The organism is Bartonella sp. AC158YNML (assembly GCF_042196725.1).
GTDB lineage: Bacteria > Pseudomonadota > Alphaproteobacteria > Rhizobiales > Rhizobiaceae > Bartonella.
Map to the genome: position 1 here is coordinate 109,446 of NZ_JBHIQU010000007.1, position 17,822 is coordinate 127,267.

18 protein-coding genes are annotated in these 17,822 nt (G+C 36.1%); 13 read left to right on the forward strand and 5 right to left on the reverse strand.

Annotated elements, in window-relative coordinates:
• Positions 1 to 3: 3 nt before the first annotated feature.
• The 4 genes from ACFIM1_RS05585 to ACFIM1_RS05600 form a co-directional block, all read right to left on the reverse strand.
• A complete protein-coding gene (locus tag ACFIM1_RS05585) occupies positions 4 to 813 on the reverse strand; it encodes an exodeoxyribonuclease III (protein WP_375608599.1) in 810 nt (269 codons plus the stop codon).
• 33 nt (positions 814 to 846) lie between these two features.
• The gene (locus ACFIM1_RS05590; protein WP_375608598.1) at positions 847 to 1,455 is read right to left on the reverse strand and encodes an outer membrane lipoprotein carrier protein LolA; all 609 of its coding nucleotides are present in this window, start codon (positions 1,453 to 1,455) and stop codon (positions 847 to 849) included.
• A 112-nt stretch (positions 1,456 to 1,567) separates the two neighbouring features.
• Positions 1,568 to 1,690 carry a hypothetical protein gene (locus ACFIM1_RS05595; RefSeq protein ID WP_375608597.1) on the reverse strand — a complete coding sequence of 41 codons (123 nt, stop codon included), beginning with the start codon at positions 1,688 to 1,690 and terminating at the stop codon, positions 1,568 to 1,570.
• Positions 1,691 to 2,543: 853 nt separating this feature from the next.
• Positions 2,544 to 4,985 carry a DNA translocase FtsK 4TM domain-containing protein gene (locus ACFIM1_RS05600; protein WP_375608596.1) on the reverse strand — a complete coding sequence of 814 codons (2,442 nt, stop codon included), beginning with the start codon at positions 4,983 to 4,985 and terminating at the stop codon, positions 2,544 to 2,546.
• Positions 4,986 to 5,729: 744 nt separating this feature from the next.
• On the opposite strand from ACFIM1_RS05600, the gene ACFIM1_RS05605 reads away from it, so the two are divergent.
• Positions 5,730 to 7,007, forward strand: coding sequence for a ubiquinone biosynthesis hydroxylase (locus tag ACFIM1_RS05605; RefSeq protein ID WP_375609435.1), 1,278 nt, complete (start codon positions 5,730 to 5,732; stop codon positions 7,005 to 7,007).
• 1,993 nt (positions 7,008 to 9,000) lie between these two features.
• Here the strand turns inward: ACFIM1_RS05605 and ACFIM1_RS05610 are convergent.
• Entirely contained in the window at positions 9,001 to 9,288 is a 288-nt protein-coding gene (locus ACFIM1_RS05610) for an H-NS family nucleoid-associated regulatory protein (RefSeq protein ID WP_375608594.1), read from the reverse strand.
• A gap of 742 nt (positions 9,289 to 10,030) precedes the next feature.
• On the opposite strand from ACFIM1_RS05610, the gene ACFIM1_RS05615 reads away from it, so the two are divergent.
• The 12 genes from ACFIM1_RS05615 (at position 10,031) to ACFIM1_RS05670 (ending at position 17,574) form a co-directional block, all read left to right on the forward strand.
• Positions 10,031 to 10,657: a hypothetical protein gene (locus ACFIM1_RS05615; RefSeq protein ID WP_375609436.1), complete on the forward strand. Its 627-nt coding sequence runs from the start codon at positions 10,031 to 10,033 to the stop codon at positions 10,655 to 10,657.
• A 125-nt stretch (positions 10,658 to 10,782) separates the two neighbouring features.
• Positions 10,783 to 11,082 (forward strand): KorA family transcriptional regulator, encoded by a 300-nt coding sequence (korA, locus tag ACFIM1_RS05620; protein WP_375609437.1) that lies wholly within the window; start codon positions 10,783 to 10,785, stop codon positions 11,080 to 11,082.
• Positions 11,045 to 11,362 carry a VirB2 family type IV secretion system major pilin TrwL gene (trwL, locus tag ACFIM1_RS05625; protein WP_375609438.1) on the forward strand — a complete coding sequence of 106 codons (318 nt, stop codon included), beginning with the start codon at positions 11,045 to 11,047 and terminating at the stop codon, positions 11,360 to 11,362. The genes korA and trwL (ACFIM1_RS05625) overlap by 38 nt, the downstream gene beginning before the upstream one ends.
• A 117-nt stretch (positions 11,363 to 11,479) precedes the next feature.
• Positions 11,480 to 11,791: a VirB2 family type IV secretion system major pilin TrwL gene (gene trwL, locus ACFIM1_RS05630; RefSeq protein ID WP_375609439.1), complete on the forward strand. Its 312-nt coding sequence runs from the start codon at positions 11,480 to 11,482 to the stop codon at positions 11,789 to 11,791.
• A 117-nt stretch (positions 11,792 to 11,908) separates the two neighbouring features.
• Positions 11,909 to 12,229: a VirB2 family type IV secretion system major pilin TrwL gene (gene trwL / locus ACFIM1_RS05635; RefSeq protein WP_375608589.1), complete on the forward strand. Its 321-nt coding sequence runs from the start codon at positions 11,909 to 11,911 to the stop codon at positions 12,227 to 12,229.
• A gap of 136 nt (positions 12,230 to 12,365) precedes the next feature.
• A complete protein-coding gene (gene trwL / locus ACFIM1_RS05640) occupies positions 12,366 to 12,683 on the forward strand; it encodes a VirB2 family type IV secretion system major pilin TrwL (protein WP_375608588.1) in 318 nt (105 codons plus the stop codon).
• Positions 12,684 to 12,820: 137 nt separating this feature from the next.
• A complete protein-coding gene (gene trwL, locus ACFIM1_RS05645) occupies positions 12,821 to 13,129 on the forward strand; it encodes a VirB2 family type IV secretion system major pilin TrwL (RefSeq protein WP_375608587.1) in 309 nt (102 codons plus the stop codon).
• Between the two features lie 134 nt (positions 13,130 to 13,263).
• Positions 13,264 to 13,575 (forward strand): VirB2 family type IV secretion system major pilin TrwL, encoded by a 312-nt coding sequence (gene trwL / locus ACFIM1_RS05650; protein WP_375608586.1) that lies wholly within the window; start codon positions 13,264 to 13,266, stop codon positions 13,573 to 13,575.
• Between the two features lie 137 nt (positions 13,576 to 13,712).
• Positions 13,713 to 14,024 (forward strand): conjugal transfer protein, encoded by a 312-nt coding sequence (locus ACFIM1_RS05655; RefSeq protein ID WP_375608585.1) that lies wholly within the window; start codon positions 13,713 to 13,715, stop codon positions 14,022 to 14,024.
• Between the two features lie 12 nt (positions 14,025 to 14,036).
• Positions 14,037 to 14,345 (forward strand): type IV secretion system protein VirB3, encoded by a 309-nt coding sequence (locus tag ACFIM1_RS05660; protein ID WP_375608584.1) that lies wholly within the window; start codon positions 14,037 to 14,039, stop codon positions 14,343 to 14,345.
• Between the two features lie 2 nt (positions 14,346 to 14,347).
• Positions 14,348 to 16,819 (forward strand): VirB4 family type IV secretion/conjugal transfer ATPase, encoded by a 2,472-nt coding sequence (locus ACFIM1_RS05665; protein ID WP_375609440.1) that lies wholly within the window; start codon positions 14,348 to 14,350, stop codon positions 16,817 to 16,819.
• Complete coding sequence (locus ACFIM1_RS05670; protein WP_375608582.1) at positions 16,816 to 17,574, forward strand: type IV secretion system protein; 759 nt, start codon at positions 16,816 to 16,818, stop codon at positions 17,572 to 17,574. The genes ACFIM1_RS05665 and ACFIM1_RS05670 overlap by 4 nt, the downstream gene beginning before the upstream one ends.
• Positions 17,575 to 17,822: the final 248 nt, after the last annotated feature.

The following is a 17,822-nucleotide window of genomic DNA, read 5'->3' on the forward strand; positions in this document are numbered from 1 at the left end:
AAATTAACTTGTAAAATCAAATACAGTTTGCACAGGAATATGATCTGAAGGACGTTCCCATCCGCGTGCATCACGAAAAGTCGCAAGATCCACCACAAAAGGCGCTAAATCTGGAGAGGACCAAATATGATCAAGCCGCCGCCCGTGATCCGTAAGCGCCCAATCGCGTGCACGATAACTCCACCATGTGTAAAGTTTAGTAGGAACAGGAATATGCAACCGCATAAGATCAACCCACCCACCTTGACAACACAAATCCTGTAAACGCTCGGTTTCAATGGGGGTATGGCTTACAACCTTCAACAATTGTTGATGAGACCAAACATCCTCTGCCAAAGGAGCAATATTCAAATCGCCCAGCAAAAGAGAAGATATCCCCTTTTCCTGATCTGCGCGGATAAGAGACATTTCCTTTAAAAAATCAAGCTTATGACGAAATTTTTCATTCACATCAGCGTCAGGAATATCTCCCCCAGCAGGAACATAAAAATTATGAATCCGCAAGATTCTCCCATGGACTTCCACAATTACTGAAATATAGCGGCAATCTTGATTTTGACAAAAAAAACGCTTTTCTACCTTTTTAAAAGGTAAACGAGAAACAATAGCCACCCCGTTATAAGATTTTTGTCCACTCAGTGCGATATGCTTATATCCTGCTGCCTCAAAGTCTCTCACTGGAAATAAAGCATCTGGACATTTTGTTTCCTGTAGACACAATACATCTGCAGGAAAGAGTTCCAAATACTGAAAAACCTGTGCAAGACGCAAACGAATAGAGTTAATATTCCAAGTCGCAATACGAAAAAACATCTGTTTTAATCTCAATAACGTGACACTATTTCTTCATTTCTGCGAAGGAAGTTTAAACATTCCATTAGCGAATCGAACGCCTGTCTGCACATTCATAATCTGCACAGTAGTTTCCAAATTTTGTTGGTCAACAATTGTCCACTGCCGCAAAGCAGAACCTTGAGAATCAAAAACCATCCTTATTTGCCCTACCCCAATCGTTTGATCACGCAAAACAATCGTCACGGCCCCAGGATCTTCGCGAAAGGCCAACAAACGCCCAGAAGATACGTCAATTTTATCATCCAACAGAAATTTCATTGGCGTTTGCGAAAGTTGTGAAAAGTTCCAAGTATTCAAAGCCCGATTGTTAATGCCCACAAATTGACCATCTGCAATAATCTGTAAAGGCATTTTCTTGTAAATAAAACGAATTTTCCCTGGACGCTCTAGATAAAACGTTCCTTGAGACATCTTTCCCTTTGGACTAAATTGAATAAAATCACCTGTCATTGTTTTGATTGCCGCAAAATGGTTCACAACATTCTGCGCCTTTGCCACTTTATTAGAGGCTTGCGAAAAAGCAGGAAAAGTTAAACACCAAAAGACAATAATCCCCACAAACCCAAAGACTCTTCTTTGCGACAAAAAAGACGTTTTCATAAAAAATGCTCCCAAGCAATACTTAATTGGCTTTATCATAAACAACAAATGATGAATAAATACCCTGCTTTATAAGATAAAGATATTATTTGAAAAAACTATCAAAAGATTTTTAAAAGTATTCTTCTCCAAAAGTCCCCCCACAAAATTCCCGTTTTCCCGCATAATTTGCTGAACCAATGACGCCTTCTTCTTCCATTTTCTCAATCAATGTCGCCGCACGAATTATAAGCAATGCCTAAACAGTGTTGAATATAAGCATTTGAAGCCTAATCATCACAAAGAACAACAGCAACAGCTTGACAATAATCATCTGCTCAAGAAGAAGCCCCCCCAAAACATCCGTCTTATATTCTTTAACCGTTTGCGGTATTGTTTCCAAAGAAACAATCTGCCTTTGAAGCTCCCACAAGTACTCACATTCCTACGTTTCTGCTAATTTGCTAAACGCATAATATATTTTCCCCACCCATAATCTTTGAAACAACATAGATTATAGTCAATACACGAACCGATGAAAAACTAAACATAGTACTTTGCGAATCTGAAAACTCTTTTCAGAAACAAAAAGGTTGTTTGACTTCACCAAAAAGAATAAAAGTCCCCACCCGATCAGATCTATAAACAGTTTGGATTTTAGTAGGTTCCCCTTGGCTTCTCACCCCATATGCTTCACCTTACATAAAGCTGATAACCCCTACCTTAAATATTCAATACAGCCTTAAAAAAACACTTAATATATCAAGCCTTGCATACTTTTATACTACAGCACCTCACATGACATTATTTCACATCTATACCTTGATTTATAATGGTAAATTATCATTTTTCACCGTGAATCATAATGTCAAATACCGTAAGATTTTCTCACCATATACTTATCTCATATTGAATCATTGGCTTACATATCACAAGCAAGGCCGACATATGGATAAAAATTATATAAGCTAAAGAATAAAAATACTTCTTATGAATTGCCTCAAATACCAAGGACTGGAACAATGTATGATGATATCAACTTTTTACGGCAGAGTAGGATAGCTACCTATTTTTATAAGATATTATTAAAAAACAATTATCAAGATTTTTCAAAAGCGTTCTTCTTCAGCAGGGACTAAAATTTCTCGTTTCCCTGCATGATTTGCTGGACTAATAATCCCTTCTTCTTCCATTCTCTCAATCAATGTTGCAGCACGGTTATAACCAATGCCTAAACGGCGTTGAATATAAGAAATAGAAGCCTTACGGTCACGAAGAACAATAGCAACAGCTTGACTATAGGGATCATCTTCTGAAGGAGAAGCCAAAGAAACATCAGCACCATCCTCTTCAACTTCTTGCGTAATTGTTTCCAAATAATCAGGTCGTGCTTGCGCTTTGAGATGTGCAACAACCTGCTCCACTTCATCATCCGCAACAAAAGGTCCATGCACACGCTGAATACGTCCTCCTCCCATCATGAAGAGCATATCTCCCTGCCCCAAGAGTTGTTCGGCCCCCTGTTCGCCTAGAATTGTTCGGCTATCAATTTTTGAACTCACTGAAAAAGAAATGCGTGTAGGAAAATTGGCTTTAATCGTCCCAGTAATAACATCAACAGAAGGACGCTGTGTTGCCATAATCACATGGATACCAGCAGCGCGCGCCATTTGTGCTAAGCGTTGAACCGCTCCTTCAATATCTTTACCAGCAACCATCATCAAATCAGCCATTTCATCAATAATGACAACAATATAGGGCATAGGACTAAAATCAAGCGTTTCCGTTTCATAAAGAGGCTCACCAGTTTCATGATCAAATCCAACTTGAATTGTACGCACCATTGTCTCTCCTTGACCTTCTGACTCCTTGAGACGTGCATTAAACCCATCGATATTGCGAACGCCAAGTTTTGACATTTTACTATAGCGCTCTTCCATTTCACGAACAGCCCACTTTAAAGCAATGACGGCTTTTTTAGGATCTGTCACCACCGGTGTTAATAAATGAGGAATGCCATCATAAACCGAAAGTTCAAGCATTTTTGGATCCACCATAATGAGACGACATTGCTCAGGTGTCATCCGATAAAGCAGAGATAAAATCATTGTATTGATAGCAACAGACTTTCCTGATCCTGTTGTACCAGCAACCAAAAGATGAGGCATTTTTGCTAAATCCGCAATAACAGCTTCTCCCCCAATTGTCTTACCCAAAGCAAGCCCCAATTTTGCTTTGCTTTCAATAAACTCCTGCGCTTGCACAATTTCTCTTAAATAAACCATCTCACGCTTTGCATTGGGCAATTCTATTCCAATCACATTGCGCCCTGGAACTACAGCAACACGAGCAGAAATCGCGCGCATCGAGCGCGCAATATCATCTGCTAGACTGATGATACGAGAAGACTTAATGCCAGCAGCCGGTTCAAATTCATATAAAGTAACCACCGGTCCAGGACAGGCATCTATAATTTTCCCTTTGACCCCAAAATCTAACAAAACCCCTTCAAGTTCCTGAGAATTTGCTTTTAAAGAAGCAGGTGAAAGTTTTGCATCCCTAACAGACGGTGGTGGAACCGAAAGATAATCTACAAGTGGAAGAACAAAGCCACCATTTGAAGAACCTGTTAAAGACTTTCGATTTTTAACAGGAGAAACATAAGCTTTATTTTGATTTTCCTCACGCTTTACTTTTTCACCTAAAAAAGTTGGCTCAATCCGATCAAATGGCTTTCCTTGCCCTTTACTCTGAAAACGCCTTTTGAAACAGAATAAACGAAAAAAACGCGCTTGTAAAAAATAAAAAAGATGCAAAAGAGCGCCACAAGTTGTCGCAAAAAAACCATGATTTTCACGATCCTCCTCTGTGGCATATTCCGTATCTTCTTCCAACTCAAAGACTGGATTAATGATTTCGTCTTTTGGAATGTTTTTTTCTTTTCTTTTCTTTGTTCGACGCCGCCATATTACATTACCAGCAAAAGCAGCGGTGAAAAAACCTAAAAGAATAAAAACAACACTGAAAAACACCGTGTAAGGAGGAGAAAGAAAAAGAGGAAAGACTGAAGAAGCAACACTTAAAACTTTATCTCCTAAAACCCCTCCCAATCCCATTGGCAATGGCCAATAAGTAAAAGAAGTAATAGGTGACATAAGAGCAAAAGCAATTAAAAAACAAATCGTTGATAGCACCCATAAAAAAAAGCGCAAAGTCAAATTGTAGATATTCTTTTGCGCCAACAAGAGAAAAGACCAAAATAACGGTGGCAACAAAACAGAAAGACTTGCCAAGCCAAAAAACTGCATAATAAAATCTGAAAAAATTGCCCCCATCCACCCCATAAGGTTTGTAACCTCATTTGTACTTGCATGAGTTAAAGATGGGTCCGCAACATTCCACGTCGCCAAAGCAAACACACAAAAAATAATAAAGCCCAAAAGCCCGAGCCCAATAAATACTCCTATCTGACGTAAAAACATCTCAATAAGACGCGAACCTTGAGAATTTCGCACTTCTAATGAATCATAAGGAGAAGAACTTCGGTGCATCTATCAATTCCAAATACAAAACTTTTATATTTTAAAGAGTTATAACTCCCTCTCTCTCTTAAAAAAGGATGAAGCTTAAACTCTGTACCAATTTGTAAACAAATAGCCTGTAAACAATCCGACTTCTTATCTAGTGCGTTCTACCTTCTAACCACTTCATATCATTCATATACCACCACCCTAAGAGATAATCCTTCATAAGGCGCAAAAAAAGCTCTCCCTGAATATTTATCACACGATCAACCCAAAAACACCTCATGTGTAAAGTGTTACATGGGTGCTATAGGCACCTTCTTAAACAAATAATATTTTTTACGCTACATCATGATAACGGCGAAATATGAATACTGTTTTAACCATCACGAATGACCACAATTTTTTATCTATTTTTATCTATCATACTAACGAAATGTCCCCCTTCAGGACAAGCATACTGAAGTAACTCACACAACTTAAAAAAATACACGACCATCTTTGTTTATTTTTAGTTTTCTTTTTTATCAACCAAGTGTAAAAAGAATTGAAGAAGATATTTAAAAAAGCTTATCCGATAAATCTGTAAGATGAATCACATAAATAATTAAGCAGAAAAACTCTGAAAAACCAATCTGTCATCAGATTGGCGCTAAAAAGAAATCTCGTTTTTGTAAAGCAGAGAGAAAAGTAAAAGTTAAGATATTTTAGGCAATGTAAAAAGATATTCTTTTTAAAAGAAAGCAAACTATAAACAATGGAAGAAGAATTGTGTGTTCTAATCGCAATAAAGATGTACAACCCAATAAAAAAATTAAATCTCATAAAACTAAACAATGTGATCTGCTCATTGCAGGAGGGGCGGCTGTCGGTTTAGCCCTAGCGATAGCACTCAAGCAAACAGCCCCTAATCTGAAAATAAAAATCGTTGATGCTGCTCCTCAAGGAGATACCCCTGCTTCTAACATACGAACCATTGCCCTTGCTGCTGCTTCTATTCGTATGTTAAAACAATTACAATGTTGGGAACCTATAGAGCCCTATGCGCAACCCATTCGTTCAATGATCATCACAGATACAGGGACAAATGACCCTGTCAAACCCACTCTTTTAACCTTTGAAGGCGATATCACCCCCAATGAACCCTTTGCTGCTATGGTAGAACATAGAGAACTCATCAACACTTTAAAAAAACGTGCTAAAGATCTCAATATCCCTGTTATTGCAAACACGCGTGTCATTGATTTTCATCAAGAAGACCAACACATAACCGTCACTCTAAATAATGAAGAGGTTTGGCAAACAAAATTGCTTATTGCAGCCGACGGAGCCCATTCGAAATTACGCAAAAAAGCAGGTCTTAGAAACTTTTCTCATCCCTACAAACAAACAGCAATTATCTGCACAATTGAACATGAAAAACCCCATTATGGTCAAGCAATTCAACATTTTTTACCTGCTGGCCCTTTCGCTCTTCTCCCTCTCAAAGGCAACCGATCCGCTATTGTGTGGAATGAAGACCATAAAACTGCGCAATATTATCTCAAAGCGGATGCACTTATTTTTGAAACAGAACTCGAAAGACGCATCGGCCATCGATTAGGAAAACTATCTTGGAATGGCGAACGTCAAGCTTTTGCTTTGAGCCTTTCTTTAACACGTCAATGCGTTAAACCACGTTTTGCTCTCGTTGGCGATGCCGCCCATACCATCCACCCCATTGCAGGACAAGGACTCAATTTAGGATTACGCGATAGCGCTGCGCTGGCTGAAGTGATTATTGAAACAGCACGACTAGGTCTTGACATTGGCTCTCTCACAGCTTTAGAACGCTATCAAAGCTGGAGACGTTTTGAAATTGTCCGTATGGCTTTAAGCAATGATTGGCTTAATAAACTCTTTTCTAATGATAGCCTTCTTTTACGGATACTCCGCGATACCGGCCTTGGAATCATTAATCAAGCGCCAAAAATAAAAAAATACTTCATTCAAGAAGCTGCCGGACTCACTCCAAATGCCCCACGTCTTCTACACGGCTTCCCACTTTAAGAAAAAATTCCCTCTCGACTTGATCTGTTTACAGTACGGGTTTTTATCGAATGTTTCCCTTGACCTCTCCCTCACGCATTTTATTTAAACATTAAGACTCGACAAACAAGTCATCCTTTAAGAATATTCATAACACACTGAAAAAAACATTTAATATTTCAAGGAGGTTGTATCATCACACCTCAAAGGACGCTCTTTCACAGCATAACAAAATAAACAAAGCTTTTTAGCACATAACATTTATTATTTATAATAATAACTCATTGTTCTCATATTGAATGAAAACTCTGAAGATTGTAAAATACTCTTAATTTCAAATCTGTATATATTGAAATAATCAAAATTATGTCTTTTGCATATCACAAGCGGAATTGGCGTATAGATAAAACAATTTAAAGAAAGCAATAAAACGCCTTTCATGAACACTCTCAAGTGCAAAAAGCTATCCGTAACATGGAAATTGGCAAAGTGTGTAACGGTACCACCTTACATCCTATTACTAAAATAAAGATGGTGGTGCACGATAGATTTTATATGATCATAGGAGAACTTATACGTTATATTATTCACGAGCAGTGTCATAAAATGAGCTTAGTTACATTGAAAATATTTCTTTTAAAAAGCATGTAAATTGGCAACACAAATGCATCCCGTTTCGTTCTATTTTACGACAAATCCTTCAATTTATATGGAAATGCCACAATTTCAAAAACTCTGATATACAACCAAGTATTCCGCACTCTATATCATCACATATAATTGTAAACTTGCATATTACCCCTATTTTTGCACCATAAAAGAAAACAGATAGAAATAAAAAATGCTCAATCTTTTCATTTTCAATGCACTCTTTATTCCTGATACATACATGCATATCAATGAATTTTAATCACAAACACTTAGAAATATGTCATAAAATTCTATTAAAACCCATACTAGCCATAGAAAATTTCCATTTTCAACACACTTACTCACATCTACTATACGAATAATAAATAAAGTGAATGTCTCACATATATAGTCTTACAAAAAAAGACTAAACAAAATCTATGAAAAACATAAAGCTCTTGTTCTACAAAACCTATTTCAAAAATATAAGGATATTAATTTAACAACATATTGATTGATAAAATTATCATTTTACGTATTGGATTAGAATCCTGACGCAATCAATTTTCTTATTTCAATCCTTTTTGTAAGGAATCAATAAAACCCATTTATGTGCACAGACTAAAAAAAGCAACGTCAGTAAAACTATAAAAAAGGAGGTAAAATGCTCCTCTTAAAATCAATGCATTGATTTATAAGGATCATTTATCGTTTTCAACTTGAATAAGAAACCCCAAATATTGTTAACCCCTCTCATTTCAAATCTCGATATATTGAAGTAACCAAAATCACACTCTGACACGTCATAAGCAGGAATAACGTGGGAGTGAAAACACGAAAAAAAGCGTAAAAAACCTCACTCTCCTAAGTGCTAAGAGCTCTCGCACACAGAGTTCTCACAACACCAAAAAATGTCATAATATCCAAGAGCTGACGCAGTATAGATGCTGCCAGCTTTTTCTTTTATTAAGTGTAAAGATGAGAATGCTCTATTAAATTTTATATCCTTCCTGGTAGCGCTTTATCCTTATATCCCACACGAGCTCCATCATGAAATAGGTGTAACGAGCTTTAAGACATATCTCTTAAAAAAGCACGCACATGTGCAGCACAATAGCGTTCTATTTTATATGAGGGACGTGATTCCATTAAATGTTAAGAGTAAAATTACAGCATTTTAAGCTGGCAAGCTTAATGATGATGCCAATTTATTACAACAATACCTTTTTCATTTAAATACATTGGTTCATGCTCCCTATCGTCTTATTCGATCACTCAATACTCTACATCCGTTTATTATCTTTGTATATCAAATGATCAAAAAGAGCATACTTCTTGCATTCATATTTTTAGTATTCCCTTATCTTGTAATATTACACATGTGTTATGTTACTTCTAGTTCATCAAGTGTATACCCATTTTCCAACCACTCTTTAATCCACTTAGGTCTACGTCCCCGCCCATTCCATAACTCCCATTGGTTATTAGGATTTCGATAATGACGCTCTTTATTTACAAGATCAGCGATATCAATTCCATGAGCATTAGCAATTTCAAGAATTTTTCGCCGCGCATTTTGCTTTTCCTTTGCTTGCCGTTTTTTCAATTCCACATCGATTTGTGTACGCATCTCTTGTAGTTCATCAAAATTCATATTTTTGAGATCATTCACCTTAATTACTCCCCTTGCAAAAAAGAACTACTCTTTGCCATATTTTAAACATAATTATAGACGATTTTCGTCTATTTGTTATCGAAATTAAAATTACGATAAATATATCACTTTGACGGAGATGTGCTTTGGACTACAAAAAGCTGTTTATTGGTATATCAATTACCAGCACTGTATATTTTTTCAGTTCAATCATGAGAACTGGTAAGTACAGTGCACAAACACCATCACACCTCTCTGACTCTCATGAGTCAGTAGTCAAAGGTAAATATAAATCGCTATTCTATAAACTATGGCAATATGCGACAAAGAACAAGCCCTCTTCCTATAATGGTGGTGTAATTTATTATGAGAATAAGAGACCCCCTCAAGTACAATGGCTTTTTACTTCGTATAAATGTTTTTTGAAAAGATTTTTGCACCTAAAAAATTGTATAAAACAAGTCCCTTCATTAAAATCTCAACGATCATTCTTGCTTAAAAGCAGCGCTTTTTTCCATAAGTCCAATAATATTGGTTGGCGTAATGTGTCCTATTTTATCCCTCACATTGACCTTATTGGTTGGATATTGGCATATATTAGACATCTTCTTAGAAAAGAACAGTTCAATAATCACAAAGAATATTCTAAGTTAAACAATCCCATTCTGCAAATTTATAAAATCAAAAGACGGCAACAAAAAGCACCACACAGAATTGGCATTTGTATCCATAAAATTTTTCATAATAAGGTGTATTGCTGATGATTGTCTCAGACTTCACAATGTTTGCTGCTGCATACATATCCAATACCCCCTGCCCAGTATTTTTAGCCCTCATCGAACAAGGAGCGCGGGATAATGTTTATATAACAGATAATAATAAATTATTCCGTCAATCATTTTCATTTAAAAAAGGAAGTGCAACAAGTAGACAATTTAAACAAAGTAAACATAATTTTGACGTAAACTTGGAACAAAGTGGTGTCGTAGATGTGGAATCATTTTTTCTTTTTGACACATTTAGTTTTTGCAAAAATCTTAAAGCTAAACAAACCGCTTTAACCTACCACTATGAACCAACAGCATTTGTATATAACTCTAAAGAGGATACATTACAGTCCGCGCTAAATTTCTACAATATAGGAAATTTAAATAACCTTTATATGCAGAAGATTTCTTCATTTTTTGAAGTAAAAACTTCTCATCTTGTAGATGATCAAACGTCACAAGAATATATAGAAATTCATGAAAGAGAACAAAGACAAACAACGAAGACAGAAGCTCTTTCCAAAGAAGAACTAGAAGATGTATTTACACATAAAGCAAGTAGCGCTCATGATGCTTTTGCAACGGAGAATTCTTCTTCATTAAGAAAGCAACTAGAGTGATGATTGATGTTATCACAAATTAAAACTAAAATTTTGATAGGATATTACAATGAAAAGTAGATAAAGAAATATTAAAGCTCTAATTAGTAAGATTAGATAAAATCTCTTCTAATTGAGGGCAAAAAATGAAAATGATAGAACAGAACAGCGTTGATATAGCATTTAATCAGAAAGCAGCACGAGAAATTACAATTGTGATGCGCTCGGAAAAGGAATGGTATTTTACGTTTGTTGCCGATGATCCAATCACCGGAAAGCCAAATAAATATACGCTTCTTACACAAAGAGGAAAACTAAGAACTTGGGCTGATCCAAAATATCTCTTTAAGTTTCTTAATGAACGAGGGGTTATTTATGGGAGTTTTAATCTTAATCAGGATGAAAAACATGAAACAATTAAATATTCTTCAAACAATAGTTCGTAATAAAACAACTCAGATCTCTGTAACTTTAATTGCATTCTTTATGACTCATCCTGTATGGGCCCAAGCACAAGGTTTAGGAAATGCAAAAAAGGCTTTAGGCGAATTTCAAAAAGAATTAACAACGATTATCCCTATCGCAGCTGCCGTTATACTATTATGCTTAGCAATTGGTTATGCAGGACGCTACATCGAAAAAGACACATTTGTACGATGGGCAATCGGTGTCGTTATCGCAGGTTCAGCAGTTGAGCTTGTGGGTATGTTATTCACAAAACCATAAAACATCTTTTTATTCAAAGAGAAACCTGAATTCCAAAGATTTTATCTATATCAATAAAAACCATATCAGAAAAATAAACTATTCATATCAACTGTGATCTAAATTGGGGTAAAAAATATGAAACAATCAAATATCTTTCAAAGAGCAGTTAATAAAAGCATCTCAAATGCGACAATAATGGTTGCTTTTTTTCTAGCACATCCCGTGTGTGCTCAAGCACAAAAGTTAGAAAATGCCAAAAATGCTTTAGATAAATTCAAGACAGAATTGATTGGAATTATTCCAATCGCTGCTGCTGTTATACTTTTGGGCTTAGCAATTGGTTATGCAGGGCGTTATATTGAAAAAGATACATTTGTACGGTGGGCAATCGGTGTCATCATCGCAGGTTCAGCAGGTGAGCTTGTCGCTTTATTATTTAAACCATGAAATGTTTCTTTTATAAAAGAAAAAACTTAAATTTCAGTATTTTTATTATGCAATAAATTATTTTTTGTCCCGCAAAAAGATATTTATGCTAACCACAATTTAATGAGACAAAATAACATGAAGAGATTAATTAGCTTTCAGAAAAATAATAATAAAGTTATCGCGATTTCTGCATTCATAGCTGTATTCGTTATGGGTTCTCCTGTGTATGCCCAACAAACTTTAGGAAAAGCTAAAACAGCGCTAGAAGCTTTACGGGATGACCTCATTGCAAACATTATTCCTGTTGCTGCTGCCGTTATCCTTTTGTGCTTAGCAATTGGTTATGCAGGACGCTACATCGAAAAGGATACATTTATACGATGGGCAATCGGCGTTATCATTGCCGGCTCAGCAACCCAACTTGCTAAACTGTTATTCACAGGTGCAGCCGGTTAAATTTAACTATAACAATATATAATACAAAATGTTTATATGAAAAGTAAAATTATTCATCAATTGTAAATAAACTAATAGCAGTTTCATTTATATTGGATATGTGAAATATGATTTGAAGTATTAATAAGAGGAAAACATGCAAAAATTCATTAATCTCCAATCAAAAAGTAACAATAAAATTACCATACTTTTTTCAGCTATAAGTGCCTTTATTATAATGCATCCTGTATATGCACAAGCCAAACTAGATACTGCTAAAAAAGCTTTAGAAGGTCTCCAAACAGACCTTACAACTAACATTATCCCTCTCGCTGCTGCCGTTATACTTTTATGCCTAGCAATTGGTTATGCGGGACGCTACATCGAAAAAGATACATTTATACGGTGGGCAATTGGCGTTATCATCGCTGGCTCAGCAACGCAACTTGCTTCGCTTTTATTCGCAGGTAAATGAAAATAACTACGTGCCAGTATAACACATAATATTCTTAAATATTTGTCAATTTATATATGTCTTAGAAATTAAGATAGTACATGTTGAAAAGAATAAAGTGTGCTCATGGCGTCTTTACTCGAGATAAAGTAAAAAATATGAAACAAATAAGTAATCTTCACTTAAAAAGCAAAAATAGAATCGCTACAATTTCTGTAGCTACAAGTGCCTTTTTTATAACACGTCCTGCATATGCAGAACTAAAAAATGCTAAAGATGCTTTAACAAATCTCAAAACAGATCTTATTGACAACATTATTCCTGTTGCTGCTGCCGTCATCCTTTTGTGCTTAGCAATTGGCTATGCTGGACGTTACATCGAAAAAGATACATTTATACGGTGGGCAATCGGGGTCGTTATCGCAGGTTCAGCAACCCAACTTGTTACAATGCTATTCAAAGGCTAAGGATAAGTTGTTATAATACAAAGTATTTTTAAAGTAAGAACTTATATCTAGTGATTGTCAACATAACAGTATACCATTCTTCTTGTAATGAGAAATGCAAAATATTCATAAAGGCGTTAATTTAAGAGTAAAACATGAAAAACTTCATTAATTTCCAATTAAAAAGTAAAAAAAGAATCGCTGCAGTTTCTGTAGCTACAAGTACCTTTCTTATAACGCATCCTGCATATGCAAACCTAGGCAAGGCTAAAACAGCTTTAGAGACTCTAAGAGACGATCTTATTAATAACATTATTCCTGTTGCTGCAGCCGTCATCCTTTTGTGCTTAGCAATTGGCTATGCAGGGCGTTACATCGAAAAAGATACATTTATACGGTGGGCAATCGGCGTTATCATTGCTGGCTCAGCAACCCAACTTGTTGCAATGTTATTCAAACCTAATTGAAATCAACCATAATTAATAAAACACAGAATGTTTAAGCATATCTATCGATTGTAGGTTTGCACCAACAATAATATAAACATATTGCAAAAAAGGAAATGTTATTCATAACACCTTCAGTTTAAATAGGAATAAAAGATATGAAGCAATCAAATATTCTTCAAGCAAAAACGTGCAACAATATTAGTATTATTGTTATCGTTTTAATTGTGTGCTTAATAACTCAATCTGCATATGCTCAAACGGAAACAAAAAGCTTAGATATTTTTATAGGGATGCAATATGGGTTAAGTATGGTTATTCCTATTGCTGCTGCCATCATTCTTTTATTTCTTTTGCTTATTTATATACTTCGCATCATTGCAAGATCTACATTCATACGGTGGGCATTCAGTGTCATTATTGCTGGTGCAGCCTTCTATATTAGCCACATATTATTTAACATCCAATAACAAGGACATTCCATGAAATCACAAGAACAGAAATCATTCCCATTATTCAAGGGAGCGACACGTGTTCCAACAATGTGGGGTGTCCCTATGATGCCGCTTATTGTTATGGTTATGGGGGTCGCTGTTATTGCTATGACAATAAATATCTTTTTGTGGATTATAGCCCCGCCATTATGGTTCGTTATGGCGCAAATTACAAAAAACGATGACAAAGCATTCCGTATCTGGTGGTTATGGATCGATACCAAGTTTCGCAATCGCAATAAAAGCTTTTGGGGTGCATCGAGTTATAGTCCCTCTAATTATAGTAAAAGGAGATAAGCATGACAGCTGTTGAAAGCAGCAAACGTCTCGCATCAGAGACACCTGTAAGCCTGTTCCTTCCCTATTCACATCATATTACAGATACGATTATCTCTACGAAGAATGCGGAATATTTGTCAATTTGGAAAATTGACGGACGCTCGCATCAAAGTGCTTCAGAAGAAGATATTTTTCAATGGACAAAAGAGTTTAATAATACTCTACGGGGTATTGCATCGGCTAATTTATCATTTTGGACGCATATTGTACGCCGTCGTGTTTATGAGTATCCTGATTCAACATTTGATCAAATGTTTTGCTATCAGCTTGATGAAAAATATCGACAAAGCTTTACTGGTTATAATCTGATGGTTAACGATCTGTATCTGACTATCGTTTTCCAACCAATAGCAGATAAAATTATGTCGTTCTTTTCTCAACATGAGCGCGAAACGCTTGATCAAAAAAAGATGCGACAAGACTTATGTATCAAAGAACTCAATGACATTAATCGTACTTTAGGCCAATCATTAAAGCATTATGGTGCAGAACTTCTTGGTACTTATGAAAAAAATGGCCATGCTTATTCTTCTGCACTTGAATTCCTCGGAATGCTTGTCAATGGCGAATGTCGCCCTATGCCAATTTGCCATGACCGTTTTTCTGACTATATGTCTATCAATCGACCTTTTTTCTCAAAATGGGGTGCTCTTGGTGAACTGCGAACAATCAGTGGAATGCGTCGATTTGGAATGCTGGAAATTAAAGAATACGACGCAACAACCAAACCAGGACAATTGAATGTTTTGCTGGAAAGTGATTTCGAGTTTGTATTGACGCAGAGTTTTTCGGTGCTCTCCCGACATGCTGCTAAAGACTATTTACAACGACATCAGCGTAATCTTATTGATGCACGAGATGTAGCAACGAGCCAAATTGAACAAATTGACGAAGCACTCAATCAGCTTGTCAGTGGGCATTTTGTTATGGGCGAGCATCACTGTACATTAACCATATATGGTGATACAATTCAACAAGTTCGTGACCATATGGCCAAAGCAAGTGCAGCACTCTTAGACGTTGCGGTATTACCTAAACCTGTAGATTTAGCGATAGAGGCTGGCTATTGGGCACAACTTCCTGGCAATTGGAAATGGAGGCCCCGTCCTGCTCCAATTACATCACTGAACTTTTTATCATTTTCATCTTTTCATAATTTTATGTCAGGAAAACCCACAGGTAACCCGTGGGGACCAGCCGTCACAATTCTTAAAACGACCAGTAAAACGCCGCTTTATTTCAATTTTCATGCCTCCAGACTTGAAGAGGATTCAACCGATAAACGATTACTCGGTAACACCGCACTTATCGGACAATCTGGATCTGGTAAAACTGTGCTGCTCGGCTTTTTATTAGCACAAGCGCAAAAGTTTAAGCCAACAACTGTTGTTTTCGATAAAGATCGTGGTATGGAAATTGCCATTCGAGCGATGAATGGAAAATATTTGACATTCAAGCCAGGTAAGCCAAGTGGCTTTAATCCATTTCAACTTCCTCCCACACAAGAGAATCTGATTTTCTTAAAACAATTTGTTAAAAAATTAGCAGAAGCTGGTGGCGAAATCACACATCACGATGAGGAGGAAATTAACAAAGCCGTTATGTCTGTTATGAGTAGTAACATTGACCAATCGCTGCGTCGTTTGTCTTTTCTGGTGCAATTTTTACCAAATCCACATTTGAGTGATTATAACGCACACCCGTCTGTTCACGCTCGCTTACTAAAATGGTGTGAAGGTGGTGATTATGGATGGTTGTTTGATAATCCTCATGATGCTCTTGATCTTTCAACACATCAAATTTATGGCTTTGATATCACGGAATTCTTAGATAATCTAGAGACTCGTACTCCAGTGATGATGTATTTACTTTATCGTACAGAAGGCATGATTACCGGACAACGGTTTATGTATATCTTTGATGAATTTTGGAAGCCGTTGCAAGACCCATACTTTGAAGATTTGGCAAAAAATAAACAAAAGACTATCCGTAAGCAAAATGGTATTTTTGTTTACGCAACACAAGAGCCTAGCGATGCTTTGGAAAGTAATATTGCCAAAACACTCATTCAACAATGTGCAACTTACATTTTTCTAGCCAATCCCAAAGCAAATTATGAAGATTACACAAAAGGCTTTAAATTAACAGATACTGAGTTTGAACTCGTTAAAGGGCTTGGTGAATTTAGTCGTCAATTCCTCATTAAGCAGGGAGACCAATCCGCACTTGCAGAGCTAAATCTCGGTAAATTCCATGTAACAAGCGATGGAGAAACCATCGAACATGACTTTAGTGACGAACTCTTGGTGTTATCAGGTACGCCTGATAACGCAGAGTTGGTCGAAAGCATTATCACGGAAGTTGGTGATGATCCCGCAATATGGTTACCAATTTTCTTACAGCACATAAAAAATGACAGGAGGGAAACATGAAGAAACAAGTCATTTCAATAGCATTAGCAATAATGTTAGGAACACCAAGCTTAGCGATGGCTTGGAGTTTTGGCCTTGGAACCGCAACTTTGGCAGAAGAAATTTCGAATTCTTTGTCTTGGGGAAATCCAAGAAAAGCAACTAAAAAGCATTCATCTAAAAAGCCTTCTATGCCTCAGCATTATATAGAAATTATACAACTTATAAAACAACAGCTTGAGCAAGCAAGAAAAACACACCAATCAATAACAGAAAATCGACAATTTGGCATAAAAAAACTCAAAACGGAGCAAACGGATAATACCAGTTTTTTTCTAAAAGATCCAGAAACACTCTACAATAAAAACACTTATTCAACTATATCCGCATCACTTGCAAATATCTTAAAAGAAGAAGAAATTCTTACCTCTCTCCAAGAATCTCGTGATGCTATCGCTAAACGTATTGAATATGCATCTCTCGTGGATAAAGCTGTAAGTTTGCAAACTTTTCAAGAAACAAAAAATCGTTTTACACAAATTGAAAAACTATTAAACGAAATCGAAAAAACAAAAGACTTAAAAGGTATTGCTGAATTGCAATCACACATTATTGGAACGCTAGCAATGATTCAAAACGAAACAACAAAATTATATATGGTCACACATTTACGCAACTCTGAACAATCACTTATCAAACAACAAAAAGGCAAGCATAACGCAAGAATTTTGAACAGTAAAAATACAAAAATGCCTACCATAAGATTTATTAGATAAAGCGTTTTATTACCAATATTTTGTATATTATTTTTCCTTTCTGCTCGTAAAAAGAAAAGTTAATGCATATATTTACCTCTCTCTCATAGACTGAAAGGGCCTTATAAGATTTAAGACCATTCTAAAAAAAATTTCAACGAAAAATACTTAGAAAATCATATAAGAAATGAGATTCATTAAAGAGGAATGCCATGAACTTCACGCTGTTCACGCAACTTTTCACTGAAATTGACAAAATAACAAAAACT

Excerpts from the sequence above, each read along its gene's own strand:
- ACFIM1_RS05585 (WP_375608599.1), bottom strand. The coding sequence starts at position 813 with ATGTTTTTTCGTATTGCGACTTGGAATATTAACTCTATTCGTTTGCGT.
- ACFIM1_RS05590 (WP_375608598.1), bottom strand. The coding sequence starts at position 1,455 with ATGAAAACGTCTTTTTTGTCGCAAAGAAGAGTCTTTGGGTTTGTGGGG.
- ACFIM1_RS05600 (WP_375608596.1), bottom strand. The coding sequence starts at position 4,985 with ATGCACCGAAGTTCTTCTCCTTATGATTCATTAGAAGTGCGAAATTCT.
- ACFIM1_RS05615 (WP_375609436.1), top strand. The coding sequence starts at position 10,031 with ATGATTGTCTCAGACTTCACAATGTTTGCTGCTGCATACATATCCAAT.
- korA (WP_375609437.1), top strand. The coding sequence starts at position 10,783 with ATGAAAATGATAGAACAGAACAGCGTTGATATAGCATTTAATCAGAAA.
- trwL (WP_375609438.1), top strand. The coding sequence starts at position 11,045 with ATGAAACAATTAAATATTCTTCAAACAATAGTTCGTAATAAAACAACT.
- trwL (WP_375609439.1), top strand. The coding sequence starts at position 11,480 with ATGAAACAATCAAATATCTTTCAAAGAGCAGTTAATAAAAGCATCTCA.
- trwL (WP_375608589.1), top strand. The coding sequence starts at position 11,909 with ATGAAGAGATTAATTAGCTTTCAGAAAAATAATAATAAAGTTATCGCG.
- trwL (WP_375608588.1), top strand. The coding sequence starts at position 12,366 with ATGCAAAAATTCATTAATCTCCAATCAAAAAGTAACAATAAAATTACC.
- trwL (WP_375608587.1), top strand. The coding sequence starts at position 12,821 with ATGAAACAAATAAGTAATCTTCACTTAAAAAGCAAAAATAGAATCGCT.
- trwL (WP_375608586.1), top strand. The coding sequence starts at position 13,264 with ATGAAAAACTTCATTAATTTCCAATTAAAAAGTAAAAAAAGAATCGCT.
- ACFIM1_RS05655 (WP_375608585.1), top strand. The coding sequence starts at position 13,713 with ATGAAGCAATCAAATATTCTTCAAGCAAAAACGTGCAACAATATTAGT.
- ACFIM1_RS05660 (WP_375608584.1), top strand. The coding sequence starts at position 14,037 with ATGAAATCACAAGAACAGAAATCATTCCCATTATTCAAGGGAGCGACA.
- ACFIM1_RS05665 (WP_375609440.1), top strand. The coding sequence starts at position 14,348 with ATGACAGCTGTTGAAAGCAGCAAACGTCTCGCATCAGAGACACCTGTA.
- ACFIM1_RS05670 (WP_375608582.1), top strand. The coding sequence starts at position 16,816 with ATGAAGAAACAAGTCATTTCAATAGCATTAGCAATAATGTTAGGAACA.